Here is an 18,709-nt window from a genome sequence, read left to right on the forward strand (position 1 = left end):
TTTCGGGAAGCCGGCCACCGCATCGGCCGCACAAACAACGGCGCCGGCCCCCGCAGGGAGCCGGCGCCGTCACTCAACAGAGCAGGTATCAGCCGCCGATGCGCTTGGCCGCGATGCGCGCGCCCTCGCCGAGCGACGCGAGCTTGGCCCACGCGATCTGCGGGTGGACGCGTCCGCCGAGGCCACAGTCGGTCGAGGCGACCACGTGCTGCGGGCCCACGATGTCGGCGAAGCGCTCGATGCGGTCAGCGACGAGCTCGGGGTGCTCCACCACGTTGGTCGCGTGGCTCACGACGCCGGGGACCAGGACGGTGCCCTCGGGGATCGACACGTCGCGCCACGCCTTCCACTCGTGCTCGTGGCGCACGTTGCCGGCCTCGAAGGAGAACTCGCCAGCATTGACGGTGAGCAGCAGGTCGAGGATGTGACGCAGCTCGAGGTCAGTGGTGTGGGGTCCGTGCCACGAGCCCCAGCAGATGTGCAGGCGCACCTGCTCGCGCGGAAGGCCCTCGATGGCGTGGTTGATGGCGTCGATGCGCGTCTGGAGGAAGGCGCGGTAGTCGGCGACCGACGGCTCGGGGTTGACCTGGTCCCAGCTCTCGGCGAGCGAGGGGTCGTCGAGCTGCACGGTGAGGCCCGCGTCGACGATCGCCTTGTACTCCTCGCGCATCACGTCGGCCCAGGCCCAAATGTGCTCGGCCTCGTCCTTGTAGTGGGCGTTGCCGATGCGCGCGGCGGAGCCGGGAGCGAGCGACGTGAGGAAGCCGTGCGTCTGACCGGTCGCGTCCAACGCGCCCTTGAGGTTCGCGATGTCCGCGGCGATGAGGTCGTGGCCACGGTAGGAGATGTCGGACACGGTGAGCGGCCAGAACGGCGGCTCACCCAGCAGCACACCCGACGTCGGGTCCTGGTAGGCCTCCGCGAAAGCGACCCAGTCGCGGCGGTCGTTCATCGTGGTGAGCTCCACGTGGCCGGGGGTCGAGCGCACGGGCTCGGGCATCGGCGCGTCGGCCGGGGGCAGCGCCAGACCGGCGGTGCGCTGGAACGAGTAGCTCCACCACGCGCCGAAGTCGTGCGAGGCCGTCATCGCCTTGCCGTACTCGCCGTCGCCCACGCGCGTGATTCCCGCGTCGAGCTGGCGCTTCACGAGCGAGGTAACCGCGGCGGCAGCGGCCTCCTTGTACTCGTCGGTCTGGATCAGCGTGAAGCCGTCCTCGGCCACCTGCAGGGTCTTGGTCGCCTCGACGAGCTCGGCCGAACGCGGCAGCGAGCCGGCCGTGGTGGTCTCGATGGTCAGATCAGACATGCAAATCCTCGTGGTCTCGGCGCGCGAGCGCACGCCTGGTTTCCCGGTGGTCTCGCGCCAGCAATGCCCGCGCGGTGGCGCGGATCCGAGGCCTCGTTTGATGCATGGCGTCGCCGCCTATCCTGCCACCACTCCCGTCGACACCCCGACGTTTTGCCACACCTTCCCTCGTACCCCTCGTTTTCGGCAAGCCTTTCTTGTTTTTGCGTAAAGTACGAGTAAAGTGCAACCCGTGAGCAACGACGCCGCACTCCGTGCCCTCCGACTGACCGCCGCCCTCGCGATCGCCTTGTCCCTCGCGTTCCAAGGGTGGGCCGACCTGACCCACGGCACCTTCACGTGGGGCCAATTGCCCGGGTACTTCACTCCCCTGGCGGCCATCGCCGGCGTGGTCTCGCTGACCGCATCGGCCATCGTGGGCGAGCGCTACCTGGTGTGGCTCCAGTTACTCCGCGTCAACGCCGCGACCTACCTCGCGATCGCCGGCGTCGTCTACTGGGCGGTCCTCGCCCACTACTCCCAGCCGTACTTCCCGTGGGCCAACGCTGTCCTTCACGGCGGCGCCGGCATCGTGCTCACCCTCGATTGGCTGCTGGTGGGTCGCCGCCGCCGGCTCCCCGTGAGCACCTGGTGGACGGTGCTGTGGGTGCCCGCCGGCTGGGCTGGGTACCTGCTGCTTCGCGCCGCCCGCGACGGCTGGGTCCCCTACCCCTTCCTGGACCCCGCCCGCGGGTTCGTCACGATCGCCACCACGCTGGCGCTGATCGCCGTCGCCGGGCTCGCGTTCGTCGCGCTCCTTCACTGCAGCCTGTTCCTGCGCCGCGGCGAGCGTGCACGCGCCGACTTGCCCCGAGGGCACCACGGGGCGTAAACCTGACGCCGTGACCGCGCCCACCCCACCCATCCTGGTCATCGGCGCCGGTCAGGCCGGCCTGTCCGTCGGCTATCACCTGCTCCACCGCGGCATGGTGCCCGGCGAGGACTTCCGCATGGTCGACCGCGGCCCCACCGCCGGCGGCGCCTGGCAGCACCGCTGGGGTTCCCTGCGGCTTGGCGACGCCCACCGCATTGCGGACCTGCCGGGCATGGCCGATGCGGGGGTCACCTTCGACGACGCTCCCCGGGAGCCGCCGGCCTCGGCGGTGGTCCGCGACTACTACGCGACCTACGAGCGCCACTACGGCCTCGCCGTCTCGCGCCCCGTCGACGTGACCGCGGTGCGTCGAGGCGCCGACGGCGGCTTCGTCGTCGAGACGGCCGATGCCGCCGCGCCCTTGACCCCGCGCATCGTCGTCGCGGCGGTCGGCACGTGGGGCAGCCCCCGACACCCGAGCACCCCTGGCGCGGACGTGTTCCGCGGGCGCCAGCTGGTCACCCCCGACTACACGTCGGCCAACGACTTCGCTGGCCTGCGCGTCGCCGTGGTCGGCGGAGGGGCATCGGCGCTGGGGTTCCTGCGCGAGGTGGCCACCACGGCGCGCTCCGTCACCTGGTTCACGCGCCGCCCCGTGGTGTTCCACGATCGCGACTCGTCACTGCGCGAGGACCTGGGGCGCGAGTCGGTCCGGCTCCAGGACGAGGCCGCCCGGGCGGGACGGCCCCTGCCGAGCATCGTGTCGACCACGGGCATGCCGCTCACGCCGCCCATCGCCAGAATGCGCCGGGCAGGCCTGCTGACGCGCTCCCCGATGTTCACGCGACTCGTGACCGACGGGGCGGTGCTGGCCGACGGCTCGCACCTCCCGCTCGACGCCGTGATCTGGGCCCTGGGATTCGAGGCGGATCTGGGCCCCCTGGCCCCGCTCGCCATCGACGCACGCCGCGGCGTGAGCGTGGCCGAGGGGCATGCGATCGACGTCCCGGGCCTGTTCCTCGCGGGCTACGGCCCCCAGGCGTCGACGATCAGCGCCAACCGCGGCGCGCGCCGGATCGCGCGCGACGCCGAGCGCTACCTCGCGGACGGCGCGTGGCCGCCAGCACCGACGCGCTACTCGGCGGCAACCGCCACGGCCGGGTGAGGCTGCGCCGCGGCACGCTTGGTGATGGCGCGACCCGCCAGCGCACACATGACGCCGGGTACGCACAGCGCGAGACCCACCCACGTGGGCGAGAGGTATCCGTAGCCCGCGGCGATGACCGCCCCTCCGAGCGCGGCACCGATCGCGTTGCCGATGTTGAGGGCCGAGTGGTTGAGGGCGGCCGCCATGGTCTGACTCTCCCCCGCCACGTCCATGAGGCGCGTCTGGATGGCTGGCGACAGGGCGGCGGCCGATGCCCCCACCAGGAACAGTCCGACGAACAGCCCCACGAGGGTGGCCGCCGCGACGATGACCACCAGCAGGGACGCCGCCAGTGCGGCGAAGAGCAGGAAGATGGCGCGCAGCGCGCCACGGTCGGCGAGGCGCCCGCCGAGAAGGTTGCCGACCGTCATCCCGAGCCCAATGGTCATCAGCGCGAAGGGCACCAGGCCCTCCGAGGTGCCCGTGACCTCGGTCGCCAGCGGCGACACGTAGCTGTAGACGGCGAAGAAGCCGCCGAAGCCGAGCGCGCCGGTCAGCAGCGCGAACCACACCGCCGGTCGTCCCAGCGCGCCCACCTCGCGGCGCATCGTCGCCGAAGGATCCCCGCCCTGTTGCGGCACGCACAGCGCGATGGCCACCGCGGCGATCGCGAACATCACCGCCACGGCAAGGTAGGCGACGCGCCACGTCGCCGCCTGGCCCAGCGCCGTGACCGCCGGCACTCCCACCACGTTGGCGATCGTGAGGCCGGCCAACACGAACGCGGCGGCCTGGCCGCGCTTCTCGGGTCCCATGAGACTCGCTGCCACGAGCGCCGCGATGCCGAAGTAGGCGCCGTGCGGAAGCCCCGCGACAAACCTGGCGGCGACGACCGTGCCGAACGTGGGCGCCACCGCCGAGGCGACGGTACCCACGGTGAAGACCACCGCGAGAACGGTGAGGACCGTCTTGCGCGAGTACTTCGCGGCCGCCGCGGCGATGGTGGGCGCGCCCACGACGACGCCGGCGGCGTAGGCAGAGATCAGCCACCCCGCCTGCGACAGCGCCTCCTCCTGGCTCGCGGCCCAGGTCTCGGGAAGCAGGTCACGGGCGATGTCGGGAAGCAGCCCCATCGCGACAAACTCCGTGGTGCCGATGCCAAAGCTGCCGATGGCAAGGGCAAATAGGGCGAGCCGGGTGCGGGCCGGGGTCATCGTGGGCATGGCGGGCCGATCGTCGAGCGGGTGGGGACACGCTCAACGTCGAGCCAGGCCAGGATAATCCCTGGCACACACCGTGATTTCTGACCGTTTGTCAGTCCCGAAGGATCGCCGCGCCCAGCCAGGACTCCGGGATTCCCATGCCTTCCACGAGGCCCAGCGCGTGCGGGCGTAGCCGCCGGCACAGGTCATCGAGTTGCTGCCCGATCGCCTTGGATCGCGAGGAGCTGATGCGGTTGTGCTCCAGGAACCACGCCCGCTGGTCGTGGATCGACGACAGCGCGTACAGACTGCACAGGTCCTCGAGCACGCCGCGCGCCTCCGGGTCCTCGCACCCGCGGATGCCGTCGATGAAGGCCTGCAGCGCGAGCCGCTCCAGGTGCGCCTTCGCGGCGAACTGCACGTGCTCGCCCAGCGCATTGAACGCCTCGAAGGAGTCTCCCGATGCCGTCGACGCCGCCCGCATGCGGCGGGCAAGCGACTCGAGCGAGTGACGCGCGCGCTCCTCGAACATGAGCGCGTGCCAGCGCCGATCGGTGAGCGTGGTCTCCTCGGGCTTGCGGCGGACGGCGCTCGCGAGGCGGTCGAGGACGAGGTTGGCCGATGTCGCCTCGACCACCGTCTCCCCCGCCACCTTCGCGGTCGCCTGCATGACGCCGCTGCGGTCGAGCTCGCTCCACTCGCGCTTGAAGTCCGTCAGCAAGGCCTTCGTGACCGACTGGAGCAGCACAGTGTTGTCGCCCTCGAAGGTGGCGAAGATGTCCACGTCACGGCGCATCTCGGTGAGCTGGTTCTCGCTCAGGTAGCCCGAGCCGCCGCACGCCTCGCGCGCCTCCTGGACCGTCTCGTTGGCGAACCAGGTGGTCATCGCCTTGAGTCCGGCGGCGCGCGTCTCGAGTTCGCGCTGTTCGGTCTCGGTGCTGTCGCCGGGCCCCTGGACGTGAACGAGAGCCTCGATCAGCTCGTTTTGCGCGAATCCCAGCGCATACGACCGCGCGATGCGTGGCAGGAGGCGGCGCTGGTGCACCAGGTAGTCGAGCAGCAGGACGCCGCCCGGGCGCCCGGCGGCGGGGAACTGGCGGCGGCGCAGGGCGTACCGGGTGGCGATCGACAAAGCGCGGCGTGCCGTGATGCCTGCCCCTCCGCCGACGCAGACGCGGCCACGCACCAGGGTGCCGAGCATCGTGAAGAAGCGGCGGTTCGCGTTCTCGATGGGCGACGAGTAGGCGCCGTCGTCGCCGACGCCGCCGAAGCGGTCCAGGAGCATGCGGCGCTCGACGCGAACATGATCGAACCGGATGGTGCCGTTGTCGACGCCCAGCAGCCCTCCCTTGTGGCCCTGATCCCCCGTGGTGATGCCGGGCAGGTCGTTGCCGTCGTCGTCGCGCAGCGGCACCAGCACCACGTGCACGCCGTGGCAGGTGCCGCCGACCCACAACTGGCCGAAGACGGCCGCCATCGTGCCGTCCTTGGCGGCGTTGCCGATGTAAGCCTTGGTGGCCCCCGGCGTGGGCGAGTGAACGTCAAACTCGTCCGTCTCGGGGTCATACGTGATGGTGGTCTCGAGGCTCGCGACATCCGAGCCGTGGCCCAGCTCCGTCATCGCGAAGCCGCCCAGCAGGCTCAGGTCGGTGATCCCCGGCAGGAACGTCGCGTGGTGCCACTCGGTGCCGAGGTTGGTGACCGCGCCCCCGAACAGCCCAAACTGCACCCCCGACTTAATGGTCACCGACAGGTCGCCGTGGGCGAGCATCTCGAAGGCCATGACCGCCGTGAGCGGGTCGGACACCGAGTTGGGCCCGTCGGGCACCCCCGCGTGCCCGAAGCCGTGGCGCTCGAGCTCGCGCAAGCGCCCCAGGGTCCACTCCCGCGACTGCGCGACGTCGAGCCCGGGGTCGCGCAGCAGGTCGTCGGCGGGGAACGTCGCCCGCCCCACGGACCGTTCCGCCGCATAGGGGCCGTCGAGCGCGGTACGCAGCCTGGCGCCCAGGGCGGTCAGATCCTCGTGGTGGACGGGGGTCGCGGTCTCGTCGGTCAACGTCATTGTTGCCTCTCCTTGAGTGGTGGCGGGTGGGGACGGGCCCGCGCTAATGCGGGGCGAGGGCGCCCGCGAAGGCGGGCGTGAACAGTGCGGAGATGCGCGCGACCACGGCGTCGCGCGGCTCGCGTGCGGGGGCGTCCATCCATCGGTCGCACACTGCCTGGATGAAGCCCACGAGGCCGTGTGCCCAGGTCTCGGCGGTGGCGCGATCCACGCCGCTCGCGCCGGCGTGCTCGACGAGGATCTGCGCGACGTAGTCGGCGATCACCACGGGCACTCGCCCGCCGGGATCGACCGCGCCGCCTCCACCGGGGCCGTTCATGACGAAGCGATAGATGTGGGGGTCGCGCTCGACGAGGCTGAGGTAGCCGTCGGCGAGGGTGTCCGTGAGGTGCGTGAGGTCGCCGTCCTCGGTGGCGGCGAGCGCCTCCGTGAGGCCGTCGCGGATATACGCGTGGACGGACTCGACGACGGCGTCGTACAGCCCGGCGCGATCGCCAAAGTGGCGATAGATCACCGTCTTGGAGGTGCCGGCGCGGGCGGCGATCTCGTCCATTCCCACCCCGGCGCCGTGGACGCGGATGGCGCGCAGTGCGTCGGACACGAGGGCGCGCCTGCGGTCAACCCGGTGCTGATCCCAGCGTGCGTCCCTACCGTCGATGGCCATAGCGCCGACCATACCCGATACCCGGAGTATCTGCTACCGTGAGTATCGCTGAACAACACTGACGAGTTCCACCAATGACGGAGGCAGCATGTCCCACAACGCCGTGGTGATCGGGGGAAATCGCATCCCCTTCGCGAAGGCCGGCGGCCCGTACGCCGAGGCCTCGAACCACGACCTCTTGACCGCCGCGCTCGACGGGCTCGTCGCCCGCTTCGGGCTCGCGGGTACCAGGGTCGGCGAGGTCGCGGGAGGCGCGGTCCTGAAGCACCCCAAGGACTTCAACCTCACGCGCGAGGTCGTCCTCAGCTCCGCCCTCTCCCCCGCGACCCCCGCGTGCGACCTCCAGCAGGCGTGCGGCACCGGCCTCGAGACCACCATCTACATCGCGAACAAGATCGCGCTCGGCCAGATCGACGTGGGCATCTCGGCCGGTGTGGACTCGGCGTCCGATGCCCCCATCACCGTGAGCGACGGCCTCAAGCGCGCGCTGCTGCGCGCCAACAGGGCCCGGTCGGCCGCCGAGCGCGCCAAGGCGCTCGCGGGCATCCGCCCCCGCCACCTCGCCCCCCAGGCTCCCGGCGTCGCCGAGCCCCGCACCGGCCTGTCCATGGGCGAGCACCAGGCCCTCACCACCGAGCGCTGGGGCATCGGCCGCACCGAGCAGGATGAGCTCGCCGCCGCGAGCCACCACCACCTTGCCGCCGCCTGGGACGACGGCTTCTTCGACGACCTCGTCACGCCCTACCTGGGCGTCGCGAAGGACGCGATCCTGCGCCCCGACACCTCGGTCGAAAAGCTCGCAAAGCTGAAGCCCGCCTTTGGCGGCCCGCAGGGCACGATGACCGCGGGCAACTCCACCGCGCTGTCCGACGGCGCCGCGACAGCGCTCCTCGCGAGCGAGGAGTGGGCGCGCGAGAACGGCATGCCCGTGCTCGCCCGCTTCGTCGACGCCGAGGTCGCCGCGGTGGACCACCCGGGAGGCGACGACCTGCTGCTCGGCCCCGTGGCCGCCACCGGCCGCCTCCTCGCCCGCCAGGGGCTCACCCCCAACGACTTCGCCCTCATCGAGATCCACGAGGCCTTCGCCTCGACAGTGCTGGCCACCCTGAAGGCCTGGGAGGACGAGGACTACTGCCGCGGCCTCGGGCTCGACGGCGCGATCGGCACCCTCGACCGCGCCCGCCTCAACGTCGCCGGCTCCTCGCTCGCCGCCGGCCACCCCTTCGCGGCCACCGGCGCCCGCATCTTCCCCACCCTCGCCAAGCTCCTGCACGAGCGAGGCCCGGGTTCGAAGGGCCTTATCTCCATGTGCGCCGCCGGCGGACAGGGCGTCGTGGCGATCCTGGAGGCGGTGTGATGAGCGCGCTCGAGAAGGCCTTCACGTCCAAGCCAGGCAAGGCGATCGCGGCGAAGGCGGGCCTCAAGGACCCGCCGCGCCTGCGCCGCGGGCGCACGTGGCCCGAGGGCGCGATCGTCCTCGCGGAGATCGGCGACGGCAGCCTCGCGCGCCGCACGCTGACGCTGCTGGGACGATCTGTCGAGTCGCCAGTGGTCGACGACGGCGGCGAGCCCACCCCCGGGTATGGCGCGCGCATCGGTGCCCTCGTGGTCGACGTGACGGGACTGACCACCATCCCCCAGCTCGAGGAGCTGCGAGCCGTGCTGCGTCCCGCGGTCAAGGGCATCGAGCGGGCGGGGCGGATCGTCATCGTCGCCCACCCCTCGGCGGGAGACTGGGAGCAGAGGTCGGTCGCCCGCGCGCTCGACGGCATCAATCGCACCATCGGCAAGGAGCTGCGCGGCGGCGCCACCACCACGCTTCTCCACGTCGCCCAGGAGGCCACCCCCGGCGACCTCGTCTCGACCCTCGGCTTCGTGCTGCAGGGCCGGTCGGCATTCGTCGACGGCCAGGCATGGACCGTCGCGGCGGCCGAGCAGCCGGCGGAGACGCTCCAGGAGCGCCCCCTCGAGGACCGCGTGGTCGTCGTTACGGGAGCCGCGCGCGGCATCGGCGCGGCCATCGCCCGCACCCTCGCGCGCGACGGTGCCAGGATCGTCGCCGTCGACATCCCTCCCGCGGGCGAGGCGCTCGCCCAGGTCGCCAACGAGGTGGGCGGGACCGCCCTGCAGCTCGACATCACAGCGGCCGATGCCGGCGCGGCCATCGCGGCGCACGTGGCACGCTCGGGCCGCCCCCTGTACGCCGTCGTTCACAACGCCGGCATCACTCGCGACAAGATGCTCGCGAACACCGACGCCTCGCGCTGGGCGTCCGTGCTCGACGTGAACCTGGCGGCACAGATGCGCATCAACGAGGTGCTGCTCGACCCCGCCACCGAGGGCGGGCTAGCGGACGGCGGCCGCCTGGTGGGCATCGCGTCGACCTCGGGCCTCGCCGGCAACAAGGGCCAGACCAACTACGCGGCCTCGAAGGCGGGTGTGGCAGGCCTCGTCGAGGCGATGGCCCCCGACCTCGCCGAGCGCTCCGTTACCGTCAATGCCGTCGCGCCGGGATTCATCGAGACCGAGATGACCGGCCGCATCCCCTTCGTGCAGCGCGAGATCTTCCGCCGCTCCAACTCCCTCAGCCAGGGGGGACGGCCGGAGGATGTCGCCGAGACCATCGGCTACCTCCTCGACCCACGCTCGCAGGGGGTCACAGGCCAGGTGATCAGGGTGTGCGGCCAGAACCTGGTGGGCGCCTGATGAGCACGGTCACCCTCGACGCCATGCCGGGAATGGGCGCCGCCTTCGCGCGCGCGCTCGTCCCCAGCCGCGCCAAGGACGCGCGGGTGCCCGCTCATGAGGTTCGCGTGCCGGGCCACCGGCAGGACGTCGCCCGCCTCGCGGACTACTGCCGCGTCACGGGCTTCACGCTGCGCGACGCGGTGCCGCCCACCTGGATTCACGTCCTCGCGTTCCCACTTCACGTCCATCTGCTGGGCGACGCCGACGCGTCGGTGCGCCTCGCCGGGGCCGTCCACGTGTCCAATGCCATGACGCTTCACCGGCCGGTGTCGCTGACCGAGCGGCTCGACCTCGCCGTCACGGCCGGCAACGTGCGCGCCCACCGGCGCGGGGCCCTCGTGGACCTCAGCGCGACGGCCCAGGCGGATGGGGAGACGGTGTGGTCCGGCGTCAGCACCTACCTTGCGTCGGGGATGAGGGCGCCCGGCACCCCCGACGACTCCCCTCACCCGCCGTTCGCGCCCGTCACGCCGCACGCCAGGTGGCGACTGGGTTCGACGCTCGGGCGCGACTATCGTCGCGTCTCGGGCGATCCCAACCCGATCCACACCAGCAGGCTCGCGGCGAAGGGCTTCGGCTTCTCGCGCCCCATCATCCACGGCATGTGGACCCACGCGCGGGCCCTCGCCGCGCTGGAGCAGCGCCTGCCGGCCGTGTACTCCGTCGAGGTGGACTTCGCGAAGCCCGTGGCACTTCCCGGCACGGTGGGCTTTCATGCGGCCGATGCGGGCGGCGGCTGGGACGCTGCCGTCACCTCCCGTGACGGCACCAAGCCCCACCTGCTGATGCGGGTGCGCCCGTGAATCTGTGGCTGCGCCTGCTGCTCACGCGCCTGCGCTCCCGGCGACGCGCACGGCTCTCGCTGTGGGACGAGGCAGTCACACCGTTCCGCGTCGCCCCCACGGATCTCGACCTCCTGGGCCACATGAACAACGGCCGCTACCTCACCCTCATGGACCTCGGCCGCCTCGACCTCATGATCCGCTCGGGGTTCTGGGCGGACCTCGACACGCACGGATGGTTCCCCGTGGTCGCTGGCCAGACCATCACGTTCCGCAAGGAGCTACGTCTGGGCCAGCGGTTCGAGATCCGCACCAGGATCCTCGGCCTCGACGACCGCTGGGGATACCTCGAGCAGCGCTTCTGTGTGGGCGACACCGTCCACGCCCACGCGCTGGTGCGCACCAGGTTCCTCAAGCGCGAGGGCGGCACCGTCGACCACGACGAGCTCGAGAGGGCCGTCGGCGGATTCCCCGCGCACCTGCGTGTCGACGACTGGATGCGCGAGTGGACCCGCGCCACTCGCGTACCCTCGTCCCAAGCCTGACCACCGATCCCCGCCATCGACATCAATGGAGATGCAGATGACCACTCAGCCCGCAGACATCGACCCCGTCGGCGACGCCTCGCGTCCCTGGTTCGACCACTACCCGCCGGGGGTCACCCCCCGCATCTCGGCGCCCGAGGAGCGCTCGCTCGGCGAGCTCGCCCACGCCGCGGCCGAGCGTCACGGTGACCGCACCGCGTTTTCCAACCTTGGCGGCACGTTGTCGTTCCGCGAGGTCGACGCGATCGCGACAAGGATTGCGTCGTACCTCCAGAACGAGTTGGGACTCGTCAAGGGCGACAGGATCGTCCTGCAGATGCCCAACCTGCTGCAGTACCCGGTGGCGTTGTACGGCGCGCTGCGCGCTGGCCTCGTCGTCGTCAACGCCAACCCGCTCTACACCGCGACCGAGCTCGCGGCGGTGATCAAGGACGCCGAGCCTCGCGCCATGATAGTGCTCGCCAACTTCGCCGACAAGGCCGCGGCCGTGGTGGGCGGGTCGACCATCGAGCACATGATTGTCACCGAGGCCGGTGACATGCTTCACCAGCCCAAGCGCACCATCGTCAACCTTGTCGCCAAGTACGTCAAGAAGATGGTGCCGGACTACCAGCTGCCAGGAGCCATCCCGTTCCGTGCCCTCCTGACGGGCGACCCCGCTCGCTTCGCCGACCCCGGCGTGGGCCACGACGACCTCGCGTTCCTGCAGTACACCGGTGGCACCACGGGCGGCACCAAGGCGGCGATGCTCACCCACTGGAACCTGCTCGCCAACCAGGCCCAGTTCATCGGCCAGATGCGTGCCGTCCTCGACGAGGACTCGACCGTCATCGCCGCCCTCCCGCTGTATCACGTGTTCGCCCTCACGGTGAATTGCATCGGGTTCTTCCGCCTCGGCGGACACAACGTGCTCATCACCAACCCGCGCGACATCCCCGCGTTCGTCAAGACCATCGACCAGACCAGGCCCCACGCCCTCGTCCTCGTGTCGACGCTCGCCGGAGCGCTGCTGGAGAACGACGCGTTCGCGAAGGTGGACCTGTCGCGCCTGCGTATCTCGGTGGCGGGCGGCATGGCGCTGCGCTCGGCCGTCGCGCACAAGTGGAACGATGTCACCGGCACCGACATGGTCGAGGGCTACGGGCTCACCGAGGCCTCCCCCGTGGTGAGCGTGAACCCTACCCACCTGCCGCCCCGCATCGGCACCATCGGCGTGCCGCTGTCCTCGACCGACGTGCGCGTCCTCGCCGACGACGGCACCGAGGTTCCGCTGGGCGAGCCGGGAGAGCTCGCCGTCAAGGGCCCGCAGGTCATGAAGGGCTATTGGCGCAAGCCCGAGGAGTCGGCGGCGGTCCTTACGGACGACGGCTGGCTCCTCACGGGCGACGTGGCCACCATCGATGAGACGGGCTACTTGGCGATCGTTGACCGCAAGAAGGAGATCATCGTCGTCTCCGGGTTCAACGTCTACCCGGGCGACATCGAGGACGCCGCGATGCAGCACCCCAAGGTGCTCGAGGCCGGCGCCATCCCCGTGGCCGACGACCACGCGGGCGAGGTTCCCAAGCTGTTCGTGGTGAAGCGCGACCCCTCGCTGACCGAGGCGGAGCTGTCGGCGTTCCTCAAGGAGCGCCTCACGGGCTACAAGCGCCCCCGCCACATCGAGTTCCTCGACGAGCTCCCCAAGACGAACGTCGGCAAGGTCCTGCGCCGCGCCCTGCGCGAGCGCGAGGAGGGTAAGGCGGACGCCACCGCCTGACCGGACCGGGTCGTGGTCGGCGTCAGTCGTCGCCGTCGATCACGACCCGCGCCCGGCCCGCGGCCTTGGCGCGGTACATCGCAGCGTCGGCTCGCTCGATGGTGGGGCCGAGCGCCTCGGCCCCCGTTCCCTTCGCCACGCCGAAGCTCACGGTCGTCGACGGCAGGCGATCGGTGCGCAGCCGCCACGCGAAGCGGGTCGCGAGCCGGTCCAGCCGCGCCGCCGTCTCCGTGACGTTCTCCCCCGGCACCGCGACGGCGAACTCCTCGCCGCCCATGCGTCCCACCACGGCGCCCGGGTCCATGGCCTCGCGGACGGAGTCGGCGAACGTCATCAGCACCGCGTCGCCCACCGCGTGGCCGTGGGTGTCGTTGATGGCCTTGAAGTGATCCACGTCCGCGACCACCACCACGATGCCGCGTCCGGTGGCGAACAGCCGACCGGCGCCGTCGACCCACGCTGTGCGGCCCAGGATGCCGGTGAGGTCGTCCCTCGTGGCGCGCCTGCGCAGCTCCTGGGTGCGCTGGTCGTAGCCGAGCGCCGAGACCGAGAAGGTCACGGCCACCAGCACCACCAGGAGCACGATCGTGGTCGCGCCGGCCCCCGCGACCGAGGTGAAGGCCTCGGAGGTCGGGCCGCCAGCGAGGAACAGCACCAGGCGCACCAGGTAGTACGCGGCGAGCAGGGAGGCAGCGAGCGACGACACGACGAGTGCCATGAGCGCCTCCTGCTGGTCGCGCCTGTCCGGCGCGGCGCGCCTCGAGCGCCACGCGGACCACATGTCCCACGCACCGAGCCCGAAGAACAGCCCCATGAGGGCGAAGAGCACGCCGTTGCCTGCCCACACGTTGCGCGAGGGGTCGTCGGCCACCGCGGCAAGGAGCGCCGCGAGCGACGCGACGGGCATGACCCATACCGGCACGCGGCTTCCCCGCAGCGATCTGGTCGCCCACCAGACGCTGACTCCCGCCCAGACCGCGATGACGTTCGAGGCGGGGTTGAGCACCACCTGCGCTGGGGTGCCGTTGAACAGCAGCAGCAGCGGGCTGAGGGTCGACCAAGCGAGCGACATGGTCCACCAGCCCGCAAAGGGCGATCGCGTGGGCCGGTACACCGCGGCCCAGAACAGGACTAGAACGGTCAACGAGACGACGCCGAGCGCGATGCGCAGGGTCGTGACGTCGAGCATGGACAGACCCTATCGAGGGCCGCGTTCTCCTACCCAGTCGGTGTGAGCGATCCGCCCCCGTGGTGTCGCGCGCCCCGCGGGCCTACGCTCGGTCTATGGCCGAGTCCGTCACGCGCCCCACCGACGTCCCCGTGGAGACGTTTTTGTCCACTGTCGAGCCCGCCCGCCGCCGCGACGAGGGCGAGCGACTCGTGGAGATCTTCAGCTCCGAGACCGGCGAGGAACCCGTCATGTGGGGTCCCAGCATCGTCGGCTTCGGCACCTACCACTACCGCTACGACTCGGGCAGGGAGGGCGACATGCCGCGCGTCGGCTTCTCGCCCCGCAAGGCGAAGCTCTCGCTCTACGGCCTGACGGACGCCCCCGGCCACGAGGAGCTCCTGGCGCGCCTGGGGCCTCACTCGCTCGGCGCGAGCTGCCTGTACGTCACCCGGCTCGACGCCGTCGACGACGACGTGCTGCGCTCCCTCGTGAGGCTGGGCTACGCGCACGTCGGCGACGACGAGGTCACGTCCTAGTCGAGCGCGACGGTCAGCGCGTCCTCTTGCGCTTCTCGCGCACGCGCACCGAGATCTGGATGGGCGAGCCCTCAAAGCCGAACGCCTCGCGCAGGCGACGCTCGATGAAGCGGCGATACGTCGGCTCGAGGAACCCGCTCGCGAAGATCACGAAGCGCGGCGGGCGGTTGGACGCCTGCGTGGCGAAGAGGATCTTGGGCTGCTTGCCCGAGCGCACCGGGTGCGGGTGCTCGGCGACCAGCTCGCCAAGGAACGAGTTGAGGCGGCCGGTCGAGATGCGCTGATCCCAGCTTCCGAGGGCAAGGTCGATCGCGGGCACCAGGCGGTTGGTGTGCCAGCCGGTGCGTGCCGACAGGTTGACGCGGGGTGCCCAGGTGAGCTGCACCAGGTCCTTCTCGATGGAGCGCTCGAGCAGGAAGCGCTCGTCCTCGCCCACCAGGTCCCACTTGTTGAACACGAGGACCGTGGCGCGGCCCGACTCGATGACCTGGCCGATGACGCGGGTGTCCTGCTCGGTCAGCGGCACCGACGCGTCGAGCAGCACGAGCGCCACCTCGGCCCGCTCGATGGCGGCGCCGGTACGCAGCGAGGCGTAGAAGTCGGCACCCTTGGTCTGGTGCACGCGGCGGCGGATGCCTGCCGTGTCCACGAGGGTCCAGCGGCGGTCGCCGATCCCGACGACCTCGTCGACGGGGTCGCGCGTGGTGCCCGCGACCTCGTTGACGACCACGCGGTTCTCCCCCGCCAGCTGGTTCAGCAGCGAGCTCTTGCCCACGTTGGGGCGACCCACGAGGGCGATGCGCCGGGGGGCGTCGGGGTCGATCTCGACCTGCGGCATCTCGGTGGGAAGCGCGGCGACGGCGGCGTCGAGCATGTCGCCGGTGCCGCGGCCGTGCAGGGCGGACACCGGGAAGGGCTCGCCGAGCCCGAGGTTCCACAGCGCGGCCGCCTCGAGCTCGCCCTGCGGGCCGTCCACCTTATTGGCGACGAGGACCACGGGCTTCTTGGAGGCACGCAGCAGGCGCACCACGTGCTCGTCCGAGGCTGTCGCGCCGACGGTGGCGTCCACGACGAACAGGACGGCATCGGCCATGTCGATCGCGACCTCGGCCTGCTGGGCGACGGACAGGTCGAGGCCCTGCACCTTCGCCTCCCAGCCGCCGGTATCCATCAGCATGAAGTCGCGGCCGGCCCACTCGGCGCGGTACTCCACGCGGTCGCGGGTCACGCCGGGGGTGTCCTCCACGACGGCCAGGCGCTTGCCGATGATGCGGTTGACGAGGGTCGACTTGCCGACGTTCGGGCGGCCGATGATCGCGAGGACGGGAAGCGCCTCCTCGGTGTCGACCTCCTCCTCGCCCGCAAGGGTGGCGAGGTCGGCCTCGGACAGGTCGTAGTCCTCGAGGCCCGCGCGCAGCGCCGCCTCGCGGATCTCGTCGAGGCTCTCCTCGGGGTCGGACGGCACCTGCAGGGGCGCGGGCACGTCGCCCAGGCCGTGGTACTCCTGCTCGTCGGTCATGGTGTCTCCTTGGGAAGCGCCCCCGCATCGGCGGGGAGCGTGAGGTCGGTGGTGGCGAGCGTCGCGTCGATGCGCTCACGCAGGGCCTCGGCGAGCAGGCGTTGCGCGGCCTCCTGGCGCGCGCGACCGCGTAGGGCCTCGTCGAGGTCAAGCGAAAAAGGCTCGCCGAACTCCACGAGGATACGCCGCCCGGGCCGCGGCCACACACCCGTGGGCTCTCCGGTGTGGCGCGTGCCGACCAAAGCGGTGGGCACGATGGGGGCCCCTGACTGGATGGCGAGCCAGGCGGCGCCGCCGTGGACGGCATCGGCCCTGCCCGCTCCCCTGGTCCCCTCGGGGAACACGCCCACCACGTCGCCGCGGCGCAGTACAGCGAGGCCCCGGGCGAGCGCGTCGCGGCCAGAGTCGACCACCTCGATCTGCTGCGCGCCGCGCAATAGGACGCCGAGGGCGCCGCGGAACATGTGCGAGCCGATGAGGAAGTGGGAGCCGCGCGGGATGACGCCGTGGAGCACGGGGCCGTCGATGAGGCCCACGTGGTTGCCCACGATGATGACGGGCCCGTCGGCAGGGATGTTGCCGACGCCGCGCACCTCGGTGCGCCACAGGCCCTTGGCGAGCGCGCGCCCCACCCACCGGGACCAGCGCGGCCCCCAGCGGCTCGGGACGCGCGCCTGGCTCACGCCCTCGCCTCGGCGGCGCGGTCCATGACGCCCTGGACTGCCTCCTCGATGGTGAGGTCCGTCGTGTCGAGCGTCAGCACGCCGTCCGCTGCCTCGTGGAACGAGGACACGGCGGAGTCGGTCTTGTCGCGGCCGAGCACTGCCTGGCGCACGGTGGCGGCGTCGGCACCCTCGCCCGCGCGGCGGGCCACACGGACCTCGTCGTCGGCGGTCATGAGGATGCGTACGTCGGCCTCGGGGGCGATCACCGTGGTGATGTCGCGGCCCTCGGCGACCACGCCGCGACCCTCGGACAGCCCGCCCTCGAGCTCGGCGGCGATCACGTCGCGCTGCATCTGCTGCAGGAGGGGGCGCGCCTCGAGGTTGGTGGCGACCTTGGACACGGTGAGGGCCACCGTGTCGGTGCGGATCAGGCTGGAGACGTCCTCGCCGTCCAGCAGCACGCGCGGGTTGGCGGGGTCGAGGATGAGCTCAACGTTCATGGTCGCGACCATCGCGGCGACGTCCGATGCGTTCGCGAGGTCCACGCCCTCGCGCAGGCACGCCAGGGTCGCGACGCGATAGGTCGCGCCGGTGTCGAAGTAGGCAAGTTTCAGGCGCTTGGCGACCTCGCGCGAGACGGTCGACTTACCGGTCCCTGCGGGACCGTCGATGGCGATGGCGATGCCGGTCATGGTGAGGCGATCTCCCAGTTCTGTGCGGTGAGCGCGTCCACGAGCGCGGGGGCGCTCTCGGGAAGGACGTGCAGGGTGGTGAGACCCACAAGCTGGCGGGGCGAGTGCTCGATGGTGATGTCCTCCACGTTGACGTCCGCCGAGGCGGCGTCGGTGAGGAGGCGAAGAAGCTGGCCGGGGGTGTCGGGGACGATCACGGTGACTGGGATCCAGTCGCGGGTGGGTCCGCCGTGCTTGCCGGGGATACGCGCGACCTCCATGCGGCCGCGCTCGATGAGGTCGGTGAGGGCCTCGCCGATGTCGTCGGCATCCCGCACGTCCTCGAGGTCGCCGATGATGTGATCGAGCGTGGCCACCAGCGAGTGCGAGTTGAGCCGCGCGATGTCCGCCCACATGGCAGGAAGCGACGCGGCGATCCTCGTCACGTCCCTGAGGCCCTGGCCAGCGAGGGCGACGTCGTCGGCGTGCAGCGGGCCGAGCGCGGCGGCGACGGCCGACGCGGCGACCTGCGGCGCGTGGGAGACGCGCGCCACGGCGGCGTCGTGGGCATCGGCCGCCATCTCGATGACGTCTGCCTGGAGCGTGTGGGCGACGGAGCGCACGAGCGCGACGGCGTCGGAGGGTGCCTCGCCGCGGCAGATGACCCAGGGGCGCGCCTTGAAGAGGTCACCCTGCGCGGCCCTCCCGCCGGAGACCTCGCGGCCTGCCATGGGGTGCGAGCCCACGTAGCGCGAGCCGAGGCCCGCGTCGGCTGCCGCCCGTGCGATGGGCGCCTTGACGCTCGCGACGTCCGTGACGATCGCGGCGGGCCAGGCGCGCAACGCGTCGAGCACGGCAGCCGATGCCGCGGCGGGGGGAACTGCTACCACGACGAGGTCGGGGGCGGGGGCATCGGCCGTCCGCACGGTGCCGGCGCCGATCGACTGCCCCAGGCGCGCGGCCTCGGCGTCGGCGTCGCTGATCGTGACCGCCCAGCCCTCGGCGCTCAAGCCGATGCCGATCGAGGCGCCGATGAGCCCGGCGCCGACGATGTGGACGGAGGTCATGGGGAGGGACAC

Annotated in this window: 17 protein-coding genes; 8 read left to right on the plus strand and 9 right to left on the minus strand. The window is 71.5% G+C overall.

Annotated features, from left to right (window positions below):
* Nucleotides 1-88: 88 nt before the first annotated feature.
* Nucleotides 89-1,306: a cobalamin-independent methionine synthase II family protein gene (locus B7K26_RS07760; protein WP_200811013.1), complete on the minus strand. Its 1,218-nt coding sequence runs from the start codon at nucleotides 1,304-1,306 to the stop codon at nucleotides 89-91.
* Between the two features lie 232 nt (nucleotides 1,307-1,538).
* Between B7K26_RS07760 and B7K26_RS07765 the strand changes: the two genes are divergently transcribed.
* Together B7K26_RS07765 and B7K26_RS07770 are read left to right on the plus strand one after the other, a co-directional pair.
* The gene (locus B7K26_RS07765) at nucleotides 1,539-2,177 is read left to right on the plus strand and encodes a Pr6Pr family membrane protein (protein WP_084078359.1); all 639 of its coding nucleotides are present in this window, start codon (nucleotides 1,539-1,541) and stop codon (nucleotides 2,175-2,177) included.
* Between the two features lie 10 nt (nucleotides 2,178-2,187).
* Nucleotides 2,188-3,324, plus strand: a complete 1,137-nt coding sequence (locus B7K26_RS07770) for an NAD(P)/FAD-dependent oxidoreductase (protein WP_084078360.1) — start codon at nucleotides 2,188-2,190, stop codon at nucleotides 3,322-3,324.
* Here B7K26_RS07770 and B7K26_RS07775 read toward each other — a convergent pair.
* The 3 genes from B7K26_RS07775 to B7K26_RS07785 form a co-directional block, all read right to left on the minus strand.
* Nucleotides 3,294-4,529 (minus strand): MFS transporter, encoded by a 1,236-nt coding sequence (locus B7K26_RS07775; protein WP_084078361.1) that lies wholly within the window; start codon nucleotides 4,527-4,529, stop codon nucleotides 3,294-3,296. The two genes, B7K26_RS07770 and B7K26_RS07775, sit on opposite strands and share 31 nt — an antisense overlap.
* Before the next feature lie 91 nt (nucleotides 4,530-4,620).
* Nucleotides 4,621-6,570 carry an acyl-CoA dehydrogenase gene (locus B7K26_RS07780; protein ID WP_084078362.1) on the minus strand — a complete coding sequence of 650 codons (1,950 nt, stop codon included), beginning with the start codon at nucleotides 6,568-6,570 and terminating at the stop codon, nucleotides 4,621-4,623.
* Between the two features lie 43 nt (nucleotides 6,571-6,613).
* Nucleotides 6,614-7,234 carry a TetR/AcrR family transcriptional regulator gene (locus B7K26_RS07785; protein ID WP_159449648.1) on the minus strand — a complete coding sequence of 207 codons (621 nt, stop codon included), beginning with the start codon at nucleotides 7,232-7,234 and terminating at the stop codon, nucleotides 6,614-6,616.
* An 88-nt stretch (nucleotides 7,235-7,322) separates the two neighbouring features.
* On the opposite strand from B7K26_RS07785, the gene B7K26_RS07790 reads away from it, so the two are divergent.
* From B7K26_RS07790 to B7K26_RS07810, 5 genes are read left to right on the plus strand one after another with little or no spacing between them, the layout of a single operon-like run.
* A complete protein-coding gene (locus B7K26_RS07790; protein WP_084078364.1) occupies nucleotides 7,323-8,591 on the plus strand; it encodes an acetyl-CoA C-acetyltransferase in 1,269 nt (422 codons plus the stop codon).
* Entirely contained in the window at nucleotides 8,591-9,940 is a 1,350-nt protein-coding gene (locus tag B7K26_RS07795) for a 3-oxoacyl-ACP reductase (protein ID WP_084078365.1), read from the plus strand. The genes B7K26_RS07790 and B7K26_RS07795 overlap by 1 nt, the downstream gene beginning before the upstream one ends.
* Nucleotides 9,940-10,785 (plus strand): MaoC/PaaZ C-terminal domain-containing protein, encoded by an 846-nt coding sequence (locus B7K26_RS07800; RefSeq protein ID WP_084078366.1) that lies wholly within the window; start codon nucleotides 9,940-9,942, stop codon nucleotides 10,783-10,785. Before B7K26_RS07795 ends, B7K26_RS07800 begins: the two co-directional genes overlap by 1 nt.
* Nucleotides 10,782-11,309, plus strand: coding sequence for a thioesterase family protein (locus B7K26_RS07805; protein WP_084078367.1), 528 nt, complete (start codon nucleotides 10,782-10,784; stop codon nucleotides 11,307-11,309). Before B7K26_RS07800 ends, B7K26_RS07805 begins: the two co-directional genes overlap by 4 nt.
* 37 nt (nucleotides 11,310-11,346) lie before the next feature.
* Nucleotides 11,347-13,068, plus strand: a complete 1,722-nt coding sequence (locus B7K26_RS07810) for an AMP-binding protein (RefSeq protein WP_084078368.1) — start codon at nucleotides 11,347-11,349, stop codon at nucleotides 13,066-13,068.
* Nucleotides 13,069-13,090: 22 nt separating this feature from the next.
* On the opposite strand, the gene B7K26_RS07815 is transcribed toward B7K26_RS07810, so the two are convergent.
* Complete coding sequence (locus tag B7K26_RS07815) at nucleotides 13,091-14,257, minus strand: diguanylate cyclase (RefSeq protein ID WP_084078369.1); 1,167 nt, start codon at nucleotides 14,255-14,257, stop codon at nucleotides 13,091-13,093.
* Nucleotides 14,258-14,352: 95 nt separating this feature from the next.
* Between B7K26_RS07815 and B7K26_RS07820 the strand changes: the two genes are divergently transcribed.
* Nucleotides 14,353-14,775, plus strand: a complete 423-nt coding sequence (locus tag B7K26_RS07820) for a DUF1801 domain-containing protein (RefSeq protein ID WP_084078370.1) — start codon at nucleotides 14,353-14,355, stop codon at nucleotides 14,773-14,775.
* A gap of 13 nt (nucleotides 14,776-14,788) precedes the next feature.
* Here the strand turns inward: B7K26_RS07820 and der are convergent, their stop codons facing one another.
* Genes der through B7K26_RS07840 form a run of 4 tightly spaced genes read right to left on the minus strand, consistent with a single transcriptional unit; the run spans nucleotide 14,789 to nucleotide 18,697 of the window.
* Nucleotides 14,789-16,294 (minus strand): ribosome biogenesis GTPase Der, encoded by a 1,506-nt coding sequence (gene der / locus B7K26_RS07825; RefSeq protein WP_084078371.1) that lies wholly within the window; start codon nucleotides 16,292-16,294, stop codon nucleotides 14,789-14,791.
* The gene (locus tag B7K26_RS07830) at nucleotides 16,291-16,977 is read right to left on the minus strand and encodes a 1-acyl-sn-glycerol-3-phosphate acyltransferase (RefSeq protein ID WP_084078372.1); all 687 of its coding nucleotides are present in this window, start codon (nucleotides 16,975-16,977) and stop codon (nucleotides 16,291-16,293) included. Before B7K26_RS07830 ends, der begins: the two co-directional genes overlap by 4 nt.
* Complete coding sequence (gene cmk, locus B7K26_RS07835; RefSeq protein WP_084078373.1) at nucleotides 16,974-17,651, minus strand: (d)CMP kinase; 678 nt, start codon at nucleotides 17,649-17,651, stop codon at nucleotides 16,974-16,976. The genes B7K26_RS07830 and cmk overlap by 4 nt, the downstream gene beginning before the upstream one ends.
* Entirely contained in the window at nucleotides 17,648-18,697 is a 1,050-nt protein-coding gene (locus B7K26_RS07840; RefSeq protein ID WP_084078374.1) for a prephenate dehydrogenase, read from the minus strand. Before B7K26_RS07840 ends, cmk begins: the two co-directional genes overlap by 4 nt.
* Nucleotides 18,698-18,709: the final 12 nt, after the last annotated feature.

It is taken from the genome of Demequina sp. NBRC 110057, assembly GCF_002090175.1.
Lineage (GTDB): Bacteria > Actinomycetota > Actinomycetes > Actinomycetales > Demequinaceae > Demequina.